This is a genomic window from Rhodococcus sp. WS1 (genome assembly GCF_003797745.1).
Classification (GTDB): Bacteria; Actinomycetota; Actinomycetes; order Mycobacteriales; family Mycobacteriaceae; genus Rhodococcus_F; species Rhodococcus_F erythropolis.
The window spans coordinates 2018751-2036716 of sequence record NZ_RKLZ01000001.1; the positions used below are offsets into that span (position 1 = coordinate 2018751).

The 17966-nt window shown below is 59.9% G+C and carries 14 protein-coding genes and 1 pseudogene; 13 read left to right on the plus strand and 2 right to left on the minus strand.

From position 1 onward, the window contains the following. Positions 1 to 622 precede the first annotated feature (622 nt). Positions 623 to 2320 carry a 3-ketosteroid-delta-1-dehydrogenase gene (locus tag EEB12_RS09350; RefSeq protein WP_020906521.1) on the minus strand — a complete coding sequence of 566 codons (1698 nt, stop codon included), beginning with the start codon at positions 2318 to 2320 and terminating at the stop codon, positions 623 to 625. Between the two features lie 187 nt (positions 2321 to 2507). Here EEB12_RS09350 and EEB12_RS09355 point away from each other — a divergent pair, with 187 nt between their 5' ends. From EEB12_RS09355 to EEB12_RS09375, 5 genes are all read left to right on the plus strand, one after another. Beyond that, a complete protein-coding gene (locus tag EEB12_RS09355; RefSeq protein ID WP_020968699.1) occupies positions 2508 to 2900 on the plus strand; it encodes a hypothetical protein in 393 nt (130 codons plus the stop codon). 15 nt (positions 2901 to 2915) lie between these two features. Beyond that, a complete protein-coding gene (locus EEB12_RS09360; RefSeq protein ID WP_020968698.1) occupies positions 2916 to 3464 on the plus strand; it encodes a hypothetical protein in 549 nt (182 codons plus the stop codon). 122 nt (positions 3465 to 3586) lie between these two features. Next, entirely contained in the window at positions 3587 to 4981 is a 1395-nt protein-coding gene (locus tag EEB12_RS09365; protein ID WP_020906518.1) for an FAD-binding oxidoreductase, read from the plus strand. Between the two features lie 164 nt (positions 4982 to 5145). Next, positions 5146 to 5568 (plus strand): hypothetical protein, encoded by a 423-nt coding sequence (locus EEB12_RS09370; RefSeq protein WP_029537826.1) that lies wholly within the window; start codon positions 5146 to 5148, stop codon positions 5566 to 5568. Positions 5569 to 5666: 98 nt separating this feature from the next. Then, positions 5667 to 6917, plus strand: coding sequence for an amidohydrolase (locus EEB12_RS09375; protein ID WP_141487667.1), 1251 nt, complete (start codon positions 5667 to 5669; stop codon positions 6915 to 6917). Between the two features lie 57 nt (positions 6918 to 6974). On the opposite strand, the pseudogene EEB12_RS09380 reads toward EEB12_RS09375, so the two are convergent. Continuing rightward, positions 6975 to 8159, minus strand: a pseudogene (locus tag EEB12_RS09380) (MFS transporter); the annotation flags it as partial. Positions 8160 to 8208: 49 nt separating this feature from the next. Between EEB12_RS09380 and EEB12_RS09385 the strand changes: the two are divergent. The 8 genes from EEB12_RS09385 to EEB12_RS09420 all read left to right on the plus strand — a co-directional run bounded on the left by EEB12_RS09385 (position 8209) and on the right by EEB12_RS09420 (position 17953). Next, a complete protein-coding gene (locus tag EEB12_RS09385; protein WP_020968694.1) occupies positions 8209 to 8658 on the plus strand; it encodes a winged helix-turn-helix transcriptional regulator in 450 nt (149 codons plus the stop codon). Between the two features lie 23 nt (positions 8659 to 8681). Further along, a complete protein-coding gene (locus EEB12_RS09390) occupies positions 8682 to 9284 on the plus strand; it encodes a hypothetical protein (protein ID WP_113682254.1) in 603 nt (200 codons plus the stop codon). Between the two features lie 493 nt (positions 9285 to 9777). Next, on the plus strand, positions 9778 to 11004 hold the full coding sequence (locus EEB12_RS09395) for an aminotransferase class I/II-fold pyridoxal phosphate-dependent enzyme (RefSeq protein ID WP_141487881.1): 1227 nt from the start codon (positions 9778 to 9780) through the stop codon (positions 11002 to 11004). After that, positions 11001 to 12200 (plus strand): MFS transporter, encoded by a 1200-nt coding sequence (locus EEB12_RS09400; protein WP_029254662.1) that lies wholly within the window; start codon positions 11001 to 11003, stop codon positions 12198 to 12200. Before EEB12_RS09395 ends, EEB12_RS09400 begins: the two co-directional genes overlap by 4 nt. After that, positions 12187 to 13788, plus strand: coding sequence for a carboxyl transferase domain-containing protein (locus tag EEB12_RS09405; RefSeq protein ID WP_029254661.1), 1602 nt, complete (start codon positions 12187 to 12189; stop codon positions 13786 to 13788). Before EEB12_RS09400 ends, EEB12_RS09405 begins: the two co-directional genes overlap by 14 nt. A 4-nt stretch (positions 13789 to 13792) precedes the next feature. Beyond that, positions 13793 to 15760, plus strand: coding sequence for an acetyl/propionyl/methylcrotonyl-CoA carboxylase subunit alpha (locus EEB12_RS09410; RefSeq protein WP_029254660.1), 1968 nt, complete (start codon positions 13793 to 13795; stop codon positions 15758 to 15760). A gap of 61 nt (positions 15761 to 15821) precedes the next feature. Beyond that, on the plus strand, positions 15822 to 16652 hold the full coding sequence (locus EEB12_RS09415) for a sulfurtransferase (RefSeq protein WP_141487668.1): 831 nt from the start codon (positions 15822 to 15824) through the stop codon (positions 16650 to 16652). Then, positions 16649 to 17953, plus strand: a complete 1305-nt coding sequence (locus tag EEB12_RS09420) for an NtaA/DmoA family FMN-dependent monooxygenase (RefSeq protein WP_141487669.1) — start codon at positions 16649 to 16651, stop codon at positions 17951 to 17953. Before EEB12_RS09415 ends, EEB12_RS09420 begins: the two co-directional genes overlap by 4 nt. Positions 17954 to 17966 lie beyond the last annotated feature (13 nt).

Consider the following 17966-nt stretch of genomic DNA (forward strand, 5'->3'; position numbering starts at 1 on the left):
CGGTGCATCGCACCGAGACTCCGTTGGAGTGAAATTTTCGGATTGCGCCATGGAGAGAAGTACGGTGACCACTCTCGAACGCGATCGCGCGCATAGACCCGCAGGTCTGTATCTCCTGGTGACAGCACAGGAGATACGGGTTTTACATCGAGGCAGTGCCTGAATCGATCGTTGATCGAGGACTACGAATGCCGGACCGAACTGAGGGCATTTCGTTCGAAGATCGACAGGGTGGGTGTCTACCCGGATGGTCGGAAATGGGGTGGAACATGGAGATCCTTGCGTTGCGGATGAGGAATCACCTCATACGCTGTCGCTTCACGACGCTCCACGCCACGGTTGAATTACCTGGGTACGTACCTGTTTTTGCGCTTTCGACCCGACCGGTCGATATCAGGCGCCACTTCATTCCACGGCATCTGGTGAAAAAATCAGTGCCTCACATCACTTCTGGAGACGATACCGCGCCTCGGTCACCCGGCACGTCAGCGTTACCGAGATGGGACATACAGCTGGCATTGCTGCTACACGCCGAACGGGAGACCAGTGCACGTCCGGCATCGGAAACGCGCGCTGATCTCCCGTCAGGTCGATCTACTAGCTAGTGCATCTACGGTTTGAGCTACTTCTCTGCTGCGTGATGGGCCGCGATGTATCCGTAAACCAGCCCCTGGCCGATCGTCGCGCCGGCGCCTGGGTAGGTGTGACCGAATGCGTTGGCCGCGGTATTGCCGATCGCGTACAGGCCGTCGATGACGCTGCCGTCCTCACGAAGCACGCGTGCATGCTCGTCCGCCTGCACACCGCCGCAGGTGCCCAGGTCGCTGAGCGTCATCTTCACCGCATAGAGGGCGCTCTTGTCGAGCTGGCGCAGATTCGGGTTCGGAGACACTGTCGGGTCGCCGTAGTACCGATCGTATGCACTGCCGCCGCGACCGAACTCCGCATCGCTACCTGCAGCAGCGGCCTCGTTGAACTTCTGGAAGGACTCGGCAAACGCATCCTCGGGGAGACCGACCTTTCGGGCGAGTTCGGCCGGACTGCTCGCCTGGTGCGCGATGCCCGACTCGAAGAACGCCTGCGGAAGCGGCTGGCGGGGGAAGATACCGCCTGCGAACACGTAGCTGTTGCGGTACTCCTGGTCGAAAACAAACCACATCGACTCGGCCGGATCGCCAGCCTTTTCCCGTTCGAGCACGCGCTGGCCGAACGACATGTAGTCCGTCGCCTCGTTCACGAATCGACGACCGGTCTGGTCGACGATGAAAGAGCCGGGCAGCGCACGCTCTGCGAGCATCACCATCGGCGGGCGGCCCTTGATGCTTGCCACCGCGGGGAACCACCAGGACTGATCCATCGATCCGATACCTGCACCGAGCTCTTGTGCTGCCTCGATCGCTTCGCCGGTGTTGCCCTCTGCGCCCAGGCTCTCATGCTCACCGAGGCTCTCCGACTGGTACTTGTGGCGCCACTCCATGTTGTGGTCGAACCCGCCGGCTGCCAGGACGACACCGCGCCGAGCGGTCACCGTCACTTCACGTCCGTCTTGCACCACAACTGCACCCGTTACGCGGCCATCTTCGGTGATGAGCCGAACCAACGACGTTTCCGTCCACACCGGGATACCGGCCTGGACCACACCGGCGAACAGTCCGGCGGCGAGCGCCTGACCGCCCGCGATGTATTCACGCTTGAGGACGTACTTGCCGTAAACGCCTTGCGCCAGGCGGCGGATGATGCGGGGAAAAGCCTTGCTCGGCTTCTTCACCATCAGGTTCATCCACTTGTAATCCGCACCCGTCACCGGCATCGGCAGTCCGGCTTCCATCAAACCGGGGCGCAGGCGACCGCGTTCCGCTCCCAGTACCGACGCGTCGAACGGCAGGCACTCGCAGGTACGTCCGGCGGCGCTACCGCCCGGCAGTTCGGGGTGGTAATCGGAGTATTCCTTGGCCCAGAAGAACTTCATGGGCGTCGTGCGGTAGAGCATGTCGACAGTGGCCGCACCGTTGTCGACGAATGCTTCTCCTCGTTGGGCAGGGGCAGTATCACCGACCACCGAACGCACGTATGTCTTCGCTCGCTCAACGGTGTCGCCCGCACCGGCTTTCGCCAAGATCGGGTTGGCAGGCATCCAGAACGCCCCACCGGACCGCGCCGTCGAACCGCCGACGTACTGCGTCTTCTCCACGATCAGCGTGGACAAGCCGAGTTCGTTCGCGGTGAGGGCGGCAGCCATGCCGGTACCGGACCCGATCACCAATAGATCGACAACGATGTCCTTGGCTTGTGTCGCGGGGGGTGCCTGATTCTTAGCCATTGAACAAATCCCTTCACGTGGTTATCGACGTAGAACGCTAAGGCAGTCGCGGCGCAGAAGGTTCCGGATGCCCAGTCAGCGGGACATTGCGAGTGGATTGGCGAAAAACAGCTCCTGCCACGGTTCGGACGTTGTGGCCGTCTCAGCAGAACTACGCCTTGCCCTCGTCGACCTTTAGGCTGCTCTCGTGACGACAGACTCCGGCTTCGGCATCACTGACGAAGCGCTCGGCACCCTTGTCCGCGGGCACTACATCTTGTCCGACGGTGAGCGATTGGACGACGACTACTACAGCCTGACCTGCAACCTCGACGGGCGAGCCGTCGGATTTATCGCCCACTCACTCGAGCCTGACACCGTACGCGGCATGCTTCCCCGCCTACGCCACGTCGTCGACCAGCACCAGGCTCTTCATCGTCTGGCCGTCGAAGCGATTGTCAACGAATTCAGCGAAGAAGCTCCGTCACGAGGCGAAGTGATCGATGCACTGCGCGATTTGGTGCTCGAGTCCGTCGAGGTCTTTCCCGACAACTGCGATCCTCGTCTCGGACTATCTGCTGACGTTCCTCGGCACCGATGAAGAATAATCATCTACATGAAATGGAACACCCCTACAGAGACCGGCTGGTTCGTGAACCTTGCCGAAGGTGGTTCGGCCGTATCGATATTCGATCCGTCGGGGAGCGTCCAAGGCGAACTGATTCCCGCACCAGACGACGAATTAGTAAGCGTTTCCGGCGGGCGGAAGAGGAAATCGTCAACAGCCGAGCAGGATCGACCAAGGCTCACATTCCGCAAAGGCCGACCTGCATCACTTCGGTTGTCCGACGGAACGATCGGGACTCTGATCGACCAGAGACCCAAGGCCATGCGCCGCAAGAACAAGCTGTGCGAAGTCGATATCGCGGGCAGAAGATACCTCTTCGTTCATTCCTCGGGCCGAAAGGCAACAGCCCGGCGTGACGGAATCGTATTGGCACACATGGAACGTGGGCGATGGTCCGGTAGAAGTATCGTCACCAGAAGAACCCTCACGGCAACCGACGCCCTTGACGAATGTGTCCTGACACTGTTTCAGAAGGTAGTGACACCTGGACGTACCGGTGCCTTCGATCAGGTACTGACCGACCTCAGCAACATATGACGTACGCCACATTCGGTGGATCTCAACCGCACTCGAGATACTAACTTTCAACTCTTAGGTCCACGGACATGCCCTGGACACAATGAGTTTCACATCTCGGATCGGAAGGCTGAAGCCAGATCATGGTCAATGTCGACGCTTTGAACACGCTCGCCCGACGATTGTCGCCGGGTGCGATGATCACAGATCCAGATCTACTCCAGTCCTATCGGCAGGACTGGAGTTTTGATCCCGCAGCCGGCACTCCGATCGCCGTCGTACGTGCTTCGACGACGGCAGATGTCCAGGAGACCTTGCGCTTCGCCAACAGTCACAATGTCCCGGTCATTCCACGGGGCGCCGGCACGAGCGTCGTCGGCGGATCCACCGCCGTCGACGGCGCTATCACCCTCAGCCTCGAGCGAATGAAATCTATTCGAGTGGACGTCTCGTCACGAACCGCGATCGTCGAATCAGGGGCAATCACCAATGACGTCAAGGCTGTTGCCGCGCGCGAAGGTTTGTACTATCCACCAGACCCGTCGTCTTATGAAATCTGTTCCATCGGCGGTAATGCCGCCACCAACGCAGGCGGACCGTGCTGCATAAAATACGGCGTCACCAGTGATTACATCCTGGGTATGACGGTTGTGCTGCCTGATGGATCCGTCGCCGAACTGGGCGGAAAACGGATCAAAGACACCCCAGGGCTTGCGTTGACCAAGCTATTCGTCGGCAGTGAAGGAACGCTCGGTGTGATAACCGAACTGTCGCTGCGACTCATCCCTCAGCCTCCGACTCCCCACACATTGGTGGCCTTCTTTCCACTCATGGCCGACGCAGTTGCCGCTGCCCGAGATATCACAAGTTCTATACGCCCTTCAGAACTCGAAATCCTCGACAACGCAGCCATCAAGGTGGCGGAAGAATTCCTCAACATGGAACTGGACACCGATGCCGGAGCACTCCTGATCGGGCGATCCGACGCCGGTAACGGCGCAGAGACAGAGATGAATTTGATGAGCACTCTCTGCGAAAAGCATCGAGCCACAGCTACATACGCTACCGACGACCCTCACGAAGGCGAACTGTTCATCCGCCCCCGCTATGCCGTTTACGAAGCCTTCGAGCAGAAAGGGGTGGTCATCGGCGACGACGTCGCGGTACCCATCGACAGACTGCCCGAGCTCACCGACGGTATAGCCGACATCGCGAAGCGCTACAGCACCACCATCGTCAGCTACACCCACGCAGCCGACGAGCTCACGCACCCAGTCCTCAACTACCCCATCGGAGACGTGGCCGCCGCTGAATCCGCCTCCGCGGCACGACAAGAAATCTATCAACTCGTGAGCACTCTGGGCGGATTCGCAGCAACAGAATATGGTGTAGGACAAGATAAACGAGATCGCTTGTCGAACTCGCTCGATCCCGTCGTCAGCAAACTGAACAGGACCATCAAGAACGCTGTCGACCCCAACAACATCTTGAATCCGCGCGTTCTGATCCCCTCGAGCGGTTCGACGGACGGCATCTGAGGCCGCTACAGGTATCGAATAGCGACGAGTACCTGAATTCTCCTGTGCAACCGGATATGGTGAGGCTGTCGTCTTCAATGCGGCGGTGCAAGAAGGGAAGTTACGACCAAGACGTTATGTCGGGGAATAAGCAAATCGCCTGGATATGGCTGGAGGCCTCCGTGATGAATCTCGTTCGCCGACTGAGCGTCTGCACATCCGTCGTGATCACGTCGGCTCTGACGTCGGTAGCGCTCGCATCCGCTGCGGTGACCATTCCATTCCAGATCAACCCTGCGCCGTACGGCAACCCGAACGGCAGCTTCGATGCGCCGGCGGTCCGCTGCGTAGCTGTAGTCGGCGAACTACCCGGCACGGTGACGATCACCGGGGGCAAGGAAGACCGCTGGGGATGCCTGCTCTCGTCCGAAGTGCGCTGGCTGAACCTTTCGACCGGGGTCTCCGGCTCCGCTCGTCTCTCGGACGGTCTGAACGGAGTCCCGGCAGGGGCGATCGTGCAGACCGGGACCGGTCAAGTCGCTGTCGCCGTGACGTCTGTGGCCGGATCCATCATCACCCCAGGTGTCGCATCGTTCTACGTGCCGTAGCACCAGAACTCCGCATCGCGGACGTGGTGGGGCCTAAGGTCCTGTTTACCGACCCGTCATCCCGGTTAGCCTGAAAAGACGCTACCGAGAGGACTCTCATGACCTCGTCAGTGCACGAAACGATCGCAGTGGATCTGGATTTGATCGACCTGTACAAAGACCTCCACGGCAACCCGGAACTTGGATTTCACGAGCATCGAACATCCAGTCTGGTGGAAGGACATTTGACAGCACTGGGATTCGACACGACTACCGGCGTCGGGACAACCGGAGTCGTCGGAGTCCTGAAGAACGGAGCGGGCCCCACAGCGCTGCTGCGTGCGGACATGGACGCCCTCCCGGTTCGGGAAGAAACCGGATTGGACTACGCCAGCACCGTGACAACGACCGACGACCAGGGGAAGACCGTCTCGGTCAGCCACGCGTGCGGCCATGACCTGCATACGACCTGCTTACTCGGTGCAGCCCGGATCCTCTCGCAGGACACGACGACCTGGTCCGGCACTCTTGTCCTCGTCTTCCAACCGGCGGAGGAACTTGGCGCGGGTGCGCAAGCCATGGTCGACGACGGACTGTTCGAGCGATTCCCGAAGCCCGACATCGTTCTCGGCCAACACGTATCGCCGCTACCGGCAGGCACGATCGCCGGGCACGCCGGCCCCTCGTATGCGGGATCGGACTCACTTCGTGTGAGACTGGTCGGAAAGGGCGCCCACGGATCTATGCCGGAGAACTCGGTCGATCCCGTGGTCATGGCGGCCGAAACCGTGTTGCGTTTGCAAACTGTCATCTCACGCGAGGTCCCGAGTACTGCAACAGCTGTCCTCACCGTCGGCTCCATCCATGCTGGAGATGCCGCCAACGTCATTCCCGGCGAAGCAGAACTGCAACTCAACATCCGCAGCTACGACGCAGTTGTGCGTCAGCGCATCCTGGATAGCGTCGACCGCATCGTCCAGGGCGAAGCGGCCACCGCCGGCGCTCCCACCCCACCGACCATCACCGAGACGGAGCACTTTCCGATCGTCGTCAATGACCCGGCGGCGCTGGACAAGACACTCGATGCCTTCGCCGAATGGTTGGGGACGAACAAGATTCTCGATCCCGGTGCGGGAGCAGGTAGTGAAGACGTCGGCATTCTCGCGACCAGTGCCGGTGCGCCACTCTCATACTGGTTGTTGGGCGGTACCGACCCTTCACTGTTCACGACAGGTGACATGACCGATCCGGCTTTGCGAACCGTGCCGTCGAACCACTCCCCGCACTACGCTCCCGTGATCGAGCCGACCCTGACCATCGGTGTGAACGCCTTGGTCGTCGCGGCCAGGACGTGGCTCCCAGCTCCCTAGGGTGTTGCGGGTCCGCAATCGATCGACCGTCCACACGATCAAGGCTGCAAACGCGTAGGCGCCGCCGAGAATACTTGCAGCGCCCCACCCTGCCGCGTCGAAAACCATAGTGGTGGAAACCGCCCCAGCCGCGCTGCCCAACGAATAGAACACCATGTAACTACCGATGGTCCGCCCGGCCGATTCCGGTTCATCCGCGACGATCAGGTTCTGGCTCGAGACATGAACAGCCTGCACGGCGAAGTCCAAAGCAACAACACCGACTACGAGTAACACCAGCGAGTGCGTCGCCTGCGCGTTGAAAACCCACGACAGCAAGAGAACGACCAACGACGCCCCGGTGACGCGTTGGGCTTTGCCTTGATCGGCCCAACGTCCGGCACCGACCGCGCCCAATGCTCCGACCAATCCGGCGATTCCGAAGAGCCCGATCTGTGTGGTCGACAATCGCCATGGCTCCTCGCTCAGTGGTAATGCCATACCGCTCCAGAGCGCACCGAAGGACGCGAACAGGAACAGGGTGATCAGAGCCCTCGTGCGAAATAGTCGGTTCGTAAGAGTCAATGTCACGACCGATCCCATGGCACGCGCATACGAACCCCGATCCGATTGCGAACGAAGGTCTTTCGGCAGCATCGTCAACGCGAGAGCCGCGATGAGGACCGAAATCAAGGTGGATCCGGCGTAGACCGCCCGCCAGCCTGCCAGATCCGCAACTGCGCCGGCGACAGTTCGAGCGAGGATGATGCCGACGACAACGCCGCTGGTGATCACACCGATGTTTGCGCCGCGCTCATCTGGGTCGCTGATTGCCGCAGCGTAGGCGACTACGACTTGAACGACGACCGAGAAGGTGCCTGCGACGGCCATCCCGATCAGCAGTTGCAGATTCGTGGCGGCCACAGCAACAAGCATCGTTCCTGTTGCAGCAGAGACGATCTGGATTGCGATCAATTTTTTGCGATTCACGAGATCGCTCAGTGGCACCAACACGATCAACCCCACCACGTAACCCATTTGGGCGAGCGCGACTACGAAGCCGAGGCCGGCCGGAGGGATGGAAAGATCTGAACCGATTTGCCCGAGGAGCGGCTGTGCGTAGTAGATATTGGCTACCGAGACACCGCAGAGCACCGCGAGCAACAGGCGAAGTCCACGCGGCATTTTGAACTTGTCCCGTGCGTTCTCGACAGATTGACGTGCAGTCACTTCCACCTCAATTTGGTTGCGTTTTGATACCATTTGAAGACTATGTCAATACAGTTTCAAAACGCAACCAATGAGGAACCCGATGCCTGATCGCACGCAATGGACGGACCCACACTGCCCGACGGCCCGAGCGGCCGACATCATCGGCGACAGATGGTCGCTGTTGATCGTGCGAGACGCCTTCGACGGGTCGTCGAGGTTCAGTCAGTTTCAGCGAAACCTGGGCATCGCAAAGAATATCTTGACGGACAGGCTGAAAACCCTTGTCGAGCAAGGAATTTTCGAAGTCCGACCGAACGAACAAGGGACCCGCAACGAGTACGTCTTGACCGGACGCGGTATGGATCTGTTCATCGTGATCACGAGCCTGCGGCAATGGGGAGAGCGCCACGCCTTCGATGACGGTGAGCCACACTCGATCTTGATCGACGACACCACGGGCGATCCGGTGCCCAGGCTTCGACTGATCAACGCACGGAATATCGACCTGGACCCGGCAAGTACACATGTGGAGAAGGTCGAGGAAGGTTGACCCGCAACTCGCCAGATCGGTAGATGGGCGCACAGGATTCGAAGTTCGCGCATACTCCGATCATGACTGTCGATCTCGAGTTTTCCTGGCCGCAGTTTCTCTGGATTGCATTCATCTTCGTCGGCGTACCCACAACTATCGGCGCAAGCATCATCTGGACAATCTGGCGTTCGGAACGAACTGGCGTGGAGCACTCCACGACCGCCCTCGACGCCGGGCGCACGGGATCGGGCCCACTCGGACTGTGGCGCACCGGTCTGTTGGCCTTTGCGCTGGGCTTTCTGTCTTGTGTGGGCTGGCTCAGCTGGTCAGCCGACTACAAAGGCGGATTCCGCGGCCCCGGCCTGCCTGCCCCGACGCAGTTTCCTCCCTGGCAGGTGTTTGCCTGCGGATTAACGGTGATCCTCGCGTGTTTCGTTTCCGCACATCGGTCGCGATGGATGAAGGCAGGCGGCCTGACTGCAGCTGCCGGCACGGCTGCGGGATTCACCACAGCATTCAGTATCGACGCCAGTACTGATGTCACCGGACAGGCAGGCGTGGGCGTCGCACTGTCCACGATCGGATGGGGCCTCACCCTTACCGCACTGATGCTTCTGCGCGGCAAGTGGTCACGACGAGGATGAATCATTGCCGGATCATCCATACAACGAGTAAAGAATTCGATAAGCGGGCCTAACACGTTTTGAAATTCACTAAGAAGAAAATCGATTCCAGAAACAGGATCGCCTGATTGCCGAACCTCCACGAGATCCTCGAAAAATATGAGACAGAAGCCTTATCGCTTCCGTGCCAACCCTTTGACGCATGCGGATCATAATATTCTTCGAACATCACGCGGAAGCGCACACAAGTCTGTGACTCACGGCATTATCCGATTTATCACGGGAAATCGTGATAAATCATCACCGTCACTGAACTGCAACAACGCCTTAAGTTACAGATTCAACTAGTTCCAAACCATGGGGTTTCTTCCTTTTTCTCGGCGTCTCGATTCCGTAATGCTTGACATCGAATTGTCTTTCGTTCTCAATGAGCGATGTCAACTGACGATGATGCATCTCAGTGCATCAACGCAGTAATTCCGCTATCGAATCCAGTGAAGGGACCAGCCGCGAAATGACGGTTGCCGAGAGCTTGAAAGATAGGAATCTGTACTCCAACCTCAGGCGTGCTGCTGATTTGAGCAACCCATTCTGGGATCGCGCAGTCAGTGAGGGTCTGGCCGATATCACCGCCGATCGCGTCGCAGGTTTCGAACACCGGACGATCCAAGGATACGAATTCGAGAACTTCTCCACGTACTCGTATCTGGGGCTCGACACCGACGACCGAATTCGTTCGGGTGCGATCGCCGCTCTCGAGCGCGAACGAACGTTGAACAGTTCCATCTCGCGGATGAGAGTCCACTCCAGCCTTCTCGACGACACAGAGGCCGCGTTGAGCGAACTGCTTGACGCACATGTGCTCACCCTCGGATCCGCCGCAAACGCTGCGTGGAGTTTGCTCCCCCTCGTCGCGTCCGGGTTGCTCACCGGCGGTGAACCTCCCCTCATGGTGTTCGACAAGAACGCACACTTCTGCCTCAATGCCATGAAGGCGAGCGTCGCCGACGAAACGACGATCGTGACCATTCGGCACGACGACGTCGATGAACTCGAAAGTCTTTGCCGAACAAATTCTCAGGTGGCATACGTGGCGGACACCGTCTACAGCACAGGCGGGAAGGCGCCGCTGAACGAACTGTTTGCATTACAGGCCAAATACGGACTGATTCTCGTTCTCGACGAGGCGCACAGCACCTCGGCCATCGGACACAACGGGCGTGGCGCGGTCCTGGATCTCATCGGCAGCCTCAATGATCGAACATTCTTGCTGACATCACTGAACAAGGGATTCGGTGCTTCCGGCGGCGCGATCGCACTCGGTCGGAACGGGGGCAGTCGAAATCGTGATCTCGCACTTCGCTACGGCGGCCCGTTGACGTGGTCGCAGCGTGTGAACGTAGCCGGGCTGGGTGCTATTGCGGCGTCCGTGGAGCTCCACCGCAGCGGAGAGGTCGACAAGCGGCAGCGGCAACTCCGCACGGTTGTCGAACTGTTCGATTCGCTCGTCGACACGCCGGCATCGGGCGATGGACTCCCGATCCGCTTCGTCACGCTCCACGAGGAAGAACAAACCATCACCGCAGCACAGAAACTGCTGGCTAGCGGTTTCTACACATCGGCGGTCTTCTTCCCTGTCATCGGCCGGGGCAAAGCCGGGCTGAGACTGATGCTTCGGGCGGACCTTCCACATGCAACGATCGAGCGCTTCGCCGACGTCCTACGAAGAGTCACGGAATGAGCGACGACCGCACTGTCGCAGTGACACCTCTGGCTTGTGCCGTCGTGTTGACAGCACAAATGGCCACGACCATCTACCTCCCTTCACTGCCGAAGATCGCGACGGATCTGGGCATCGAAGATTCCGTGGTGAAGTGGTCTGTGACACTCTTCGTGATCAGTGCCGCACTTCCAGTGGTCGTGTGGGGGCGGTTGGCAGATCGACTCGGACGCAGGACGGCACTGTTGTCCAGCTTGGTATTGTTCGTGATCGCCTGCGTTGCATTGGCTTTGGTCCAGAGCGCCGCCGTACTACTGATCGGCCGGATCGTTCAAGGCATCGGAGCAGGGGGTGCGGCCATCATCGTGCGAATGATGGTGAAGGACAAGTTCACCGGTTCGGAGTTGGCTAGTCGATTGTCGCTGTTGTCGATGGCATTTGTGGTGGCACTGGGCGGTGGCCAACTGATCGGCGGCGCTCTCGCGTCGTTCACCTCGTGGCGAACCGGCTTCGGCGTGCTCGGAGTACTCGGAGCAGCACTCGCTGCGGTGGCACTGAGGACCGAGAACACCACAGTCCGCGACAACAACGAACGCGTTGTTCGGTGGAATGCCATAGTCCTGACACCCCAGTTCTACAAACCAGCCATTGCGGGGGGCCTGGGTTTCGGCGCGATAGTGCTGGTGCAGCAATCGAGTCCCTTCCTGTTCAGCGATCGATTCGACCTGCAACCGTGGGCATTCGGAGCCTTCGGAATCCTCTACGGAACCGCCTACTTCAGCGGCGCGCTTTACGTCAATCGAAGGGCCACAACCGTCGGTTCAGAGAAGTTGATGCGTCGAGGTGCGCTGTGCATGCTGCTTGCCGGCCTCGTCCTCATGCTCTGCTGGTATCCCCCACTCGGTTCCACGCCGTTGCTCGCGGTCTTCCTGCTCGGATACATCGCACTGACATTTGGGCAATCACTTCTCTTCCCGAACTCGGCAGCATCAGCAGTGACGCATTTTGCTGAAGGCGGAGCCATCGCCGTCGCGTACTGCGGACTCGTACAGCAGGGGATTGCCGGCATCGCCTCTGTAGTCGGACCTCTCGCATCCGATGAACGCGTGTGGTCGGCAATCGTCGCACTGATCACTGCAGCAGCGACTGCGCTCGTATTCTCCCTCCGCACAGCTTCCTCCGAACCGACAGTAGGTACGTCCCATGCCCGTCATTGAACGCACCGCACAACTCGACCCCGGTACCCGCGAGCAGAACTTACTGGCATACAAGCAAATTCGCGATCGAGTTGCGGACGCGCAACACTTGTCCGTTCACGGGGCACCCGAGCGGTCGGTCGCCAAGCACCGGGCTCGCGGCAAATTGCCCGCTCGCGAACGCATCGATGCTCTTCTCGACGTGCAGTCCCCGTTCTTCGAGATCGGACAACTGGCCGGATTCGAGGTGTACGAGGAGCAACTCCCGTCGGCTGGTCTGGTCACGGGCGTAGGGCTCATCCGCGGCTCACTCTGCGCCATCTTCGCGAACGACGCCACCGTCAAGGGCGGCACCTACTACCCGCTGACCGTCAAGAAGCAACTGCGATTGCAATCCGTCGCTCGTCGGCTGAGGCTGCCGTGTGTCTATCTCGTCGATTCCGGAGGTGTTTTCCTTCCGATGCAGGACGAGATCTTCCCCGACGAGCACCATTTCGGCGAGATGTTCAAGAACATCGCCGAAATGTCGGCGGACGGCATCGTTCAGATCGCAGCGGTCATGGGTTCCTGCACGGCTGGAGGTGCATACATCCCAGCGATGTGCGACGAGACCGTCATCGTCCGCGGTACCGGCACCGTCTATCTGGGCGGCCCTCAGTTGGTCAAGGCTGCAACCGGTGTCGACGTCGAACCGCAAGAGCTCGGCGGCGCCGACGTGCACGGGGTGATCAGCGGCGTCGTCGATCACATCGCCAACGACGACATCGAGGCTCTGAGCATGATCGCCGACATCGTCGCCCGCGGTGATCGACGAGAGGTACGGGCGCCGTCACGATCTCCGCGACCACCTCTTCACTCCCCCGAATCGCTCGACACGGTGATCCCGGCTTCCTCGAAAACCCCGATCGTCGCGCGCGACGTTCTGGCCCACCTGCTCGATGCCAGCGAATTAGTCGAGTACCGAGCGAATTACGGCCGAACCATCGTCTGCGGGACCGGCCACATCGAGGGGTACACCGTCGGGGTCATCATGAACGACGGTGTGCTCTTTTCGGAGGACTCCCTCAAGGCCGCGAACTTCGTCGAACTGTGCTCACAACGAGACATCCCATTGTTGTTCCTGCACAACGTCAACGGATTCATGGTCGGGAAGCAGTACGAAGCGGAAGGTATCGCCAAACACGGAGCGAAACTGGTCAATGCCGTTGCCTGCGCCAGGGTTCCCAAGCTCAGCATCGTCATCGGCGGAAGCTATGGGGCGGGAAACCTCGCGATGTGCGGACGCTCGATAGGTCCTGACTTCATGGCCGTGTGGCCGAACGCGAAGACCACCGTGGTCGGCTCCGAGCAAGCAGCGTCGGTGATGGCATTGATGAAGATCGAATCTGCGCGCACACGCGGAACTCCGCTCACGGAAGAGGAAATCGAGGAAATCAAACGGCCGATACGCGAAGGTTACGACCGGCAGGGCGAGTCGGTGTACGTCGCATCCAGGCTGTGGGTGGACGCGATCGTCGACCCGGTCGACACGCGATCCTGGGTTTCACTCGCGCTGTCCATGCTTCCCCGCAATCACGGAACAACGCGCTTCGGCGTCTTCAGGATGTGAGAACATGACTCGACTTCTCATCGCCAATCGGGGTGAAATCGTCACGCGCATCGCGCGCACGGCCCGTCGTCTCGGCATGTCGGTAGTGACGATCTCCTCCCCCGTCGATTCACACGCACAGTGGCATCGCCTCGCCGATCACACCGTGGTTCTGGACGGAGACATCCCCTCGGAGTCCTACACCAATTCGGATCAAATCATTGCGGCCGCGCTGGCCGCGGATTGCGATGCCGTGCACCCGGGTTACGGATTCCTCTCCGAAGACTCCGATTTCGCTGAAGCCGTCGTCGCTGCAGGTCTGACATTCGTCGGTCCGGCCGCTGAATCCATCGCTCTACTCGGAGACAAGGCAAGAGCGAAGAAGGCCGCCGCTGACGCCGGCATCCCGACTCTCACCGCGTGGGGCGAGGCAAGCGCCGATCCCGATACCGTCCTCGGTCACGTTCGATCTCTCGACGTGCCGGTGCTGCTGAAACCGGTGTTCGGGGGCGGCGGCAAGGGGATGGTTCGACTACATCCGGGTGATGACGCACGAGAGGTCATCACCTCTGCAATCGGTTTGAACGAAAGGAACTTCGGCCGCGGCGACCTGATGATCGAAACGCTGGTGGAGCGTCCGCGTCACATCGAAGTTCAGGTCCTCTTCGATTCCTTCGGTACAGGAGTTCACTTCTTCACCCGTGAATGCTCCCTACAGCGTCGGCACCAGAAGATCATCGAGCAGGCACCGGCAAGTTCTGTCCCCGAATCGGTCCTGGGAGCCATGCAGCACGACGCTCTGCGACTACTCGGAGGCGTCGGCTACGTGAATGCGGCAACCGTCGAATTTCTGGTTGACGCCGAAAACCGCTACTACTTCCTCGAAGTCAACACGCGCCTGCAAGTCGAACACACGGTCACCGAGGAAGTGACCGGCGTCGATCTCGTCGAACTGCAACTCGACATCGCCCTCGGCGCCCGTTTGCCGTTACAGCAGCGCGATATCGCGCTGCGGGGTTTCGCGGTGCAAGCCAGAATCTACGCCGAGGATCCGTCGAACGGATTTCGGCCCGCACCTTCACATTCCGTGGACGTAGCCTGGCCGTCGACGGTTCGCATCGACAGTGCTTTCGAGGGTGCCGGCAGCATTGCGCCGTTCTACGATCCGATGATCGCAAAGGTCATAGCAAGCGGTCCGACGCGGTCAACCGCACTGGAATCATTGGACCGAGCTTTGGCCGACTCCAGTTACTTCGGTGGAACCTCGAATATCGGTTTCCTCCGACTGCTCTTGGCGACACCGGCTGTGCGCGCGGATGACATTCACACTTCCTTTGTCGACGAGCACCTCACTCGGTTGATCCCGGATTCTGCAGAGCTCCAGGCCACCGCCGCTGCTGTTGCGATGGTGTGGACTTCCGTCGAGGAACAATCGCCGGTCACCGGGTCGTCATGGACCGGCCCCCACGGACTACATCGAGAGACATTGCGCAAGGTGGGATCCGACCCGATCGGACGCGAACTCATTGCCGACGGCCGCGTCGTGCCGACAACGGTCATCTCACAACGAAGCAACCACTGGATTGTCGCCGCCGACGGCCGGAACATTTCGGTGGTCGTCAGGGGCGGAACCGACGAAGTGACACTCAGCCTGGTCGCCGATGGTTTGACAACCACCGCTGGACGCCTCGGAGTCGGCACCGGTACATGGGTGTGCGTTGGTGGCTGGACCGTGAAGGTGATCGAGAAAGTCTATACAGCAAAGGATTCCGATCTCAGCGACGGAGAGATCACATCGAAGATGCCGGGAACCGTGCTGGCAGTGCTGCAGACTGGAACGCGGGTGTCGGAAGGTGATGTCGTCGCGGTCGTAGAAGCCATGAAGATGGAGACTGCCCTTCGTGCTTCCTCACCCGGAATCGTCTCGGCGGTGACAGTAACGGTGGGAGATGTCATCGATGCCGGACAAGTGCTGGCAGCCGTGGCGCCATGAGTAAAGATTGCCTCGATCTTATCTCTTTCTTGACTGAAGCAATTGTTACACAATATCTTTCATGCCAGAAGCAGGGGGAATCGAGCGTCGCGCAGTCATTGTTTCCGCAACCGAACTCCGCGAACTCATTCGTTTCGATCGGACGCTCGTCGTCGTCAACGTGGTACGAGACAACAGCGAGGGCGGAGCCGGAATCATTACTGCGCCGCAGTCCATCACATTGTCGATCAACGACTTTCAAAGCAGTGGTGGCGGGACTGAAGGGAATCGACCACTGCCCGATCTCGACGCATTCGGAAGAACACTGAACGATCTGAAAGTATCCGCCGATGCTCACATCGTGGTCTACAGTTCGGACAGCCCCCTGCTTGCGGCCCGCGCGTGGTTCACGCTTCGCTGGGCGGGACGTTCAGTGCGGTACTTGGACGGCGGATCGTCCGCATGGGCTTCATCCCGAAAACCCATATCGACAAACGATTCGATGCCCGTACCACCTTCCACCGCTAGCACGACTCTCGCCGACGCAGAAGGCGCCCTGCGCGCGGCATCGGCCGGCAGATTGCTCGACGCCCGAGGATCGAGCAGTTTCCGCGCCGGCCACATCCCCGGATCTATCTCAGCGCCGGCAACTGACCTACTCGACGACAACGGCTTCCTACTTCCCGACCGCGAGTTACGAGAATACTTCCACCAGTTCGGAATAGAGCGTGGTGGCACCGTCGTGTCCTATTGCGGCGGCGGAGTTGCCGCGTCGCACAACGCACTGGCGCTTGCAGCGGTCGGCATCAGCTCCGCGGTCTACGTCGCGTCGTGGTCGGGGTGGAGCGCCGACCCCGAACGACCCGTCTCCACTGACATCCATCACACACCAAGGAATCCGGACCAGCGATGACACGACAGATGATCCTCGGCGCCTACATGGTGTTTCCGAGTATGCACAGTGCGGGAATGTGGCGACATTCGTACTCGGAGAATGCCTTCGAGGACAGAGTGCTCTACGAGCGATACGCGCAAGCCGCGGAACGAGCGAAATTCGACCTGATACTGATACCTGAGCGTGTGCACTACGTCGACGGCCACACCAAATACGGTCTGCTGACCGGCTTTCAACATGATCCGACGCAGTTGGCTGCAGTGGTGGCCGGCGTAACAAATCGTATCGGTCTCGGCGTAACCCTTTCGGCAAGCTTCAACAGCCCGTACAACCTGGCGCGAACTCTGGGCAGCCTCGACATACTCAGCGGTGGGCGCGCGGCCTGGAACATCGTGATGACGGCGCCCGGTCCGGCAAACGACAACTTTCCCGAAGTCGATCGGCTTCCGAGAGAAGAACTGTACGAGCGCGGCGACGAGGTTCTCGAAGCGACCACCGCACTCTGGTCATCGTGGGACGGCGACGCCGTATTGGCCGATCGCGACAGCGGAATATACGCAGACACAAGCAAGATTCACGCGGCCGACTACAAGGGCAAATACTTGTCGGTGCAGGGTCCACTCACCTTGCCACAATCACCTCAGGGCCGCCCGGTCTTCATCCAGGCAGGTGAATCGGCGCGAGGGCGCGAGTTCGGTGGGCGGTGGGCAGATCTGGTCTTTGCGATCGACCCGTTGGAGGAAGATCTTCGAGCGAAGCGCCAGGCAATTCGCGGCTACGCGGAAGAGGCTGGACGCGACCCTGATTCGGTGCGCCTCGTCGCCGCCGTGCAACCGATAGTCGGCGAGACGACGAGCATCGCGAAGGAACGGCAGGAGTATCTGCGATCCCTGATCCATCCGGATGCAGCAATCGAGTGGGTCTCCCACTCCGCCGGACTCGATCTGTCGCAGTTCGACCCGACAACTCCGATCAACGACGTCGTCGATCAGGGAAAAGGTCCGTCGCGTCGTCTGGCGCGGCTGATCGACGCCCAGGATCTCACTATCGCCGAAGCCGCACAGTTGTTCGCGCGTAACGATCTCACTCCCGAGATTGTCGGCTCGCCGCAAGAGGTAGCGGACGAGTTGACACATCTCTTCGAATCGGGAGCAACTGACGGTTTCATCCTGACGGCTACCCACTTCCCCAGGGGGCTCGACGACTTCGCCAGTTCCGTTGTGCCACTTCTGCAAGATCGGGGCGTGTTCCGGCGCGAATACACCGGAACGACCTTGCGGTCCAACATCTTCGATTCCACTCGCACTTCCACACGATGAACGGAACTCAGTC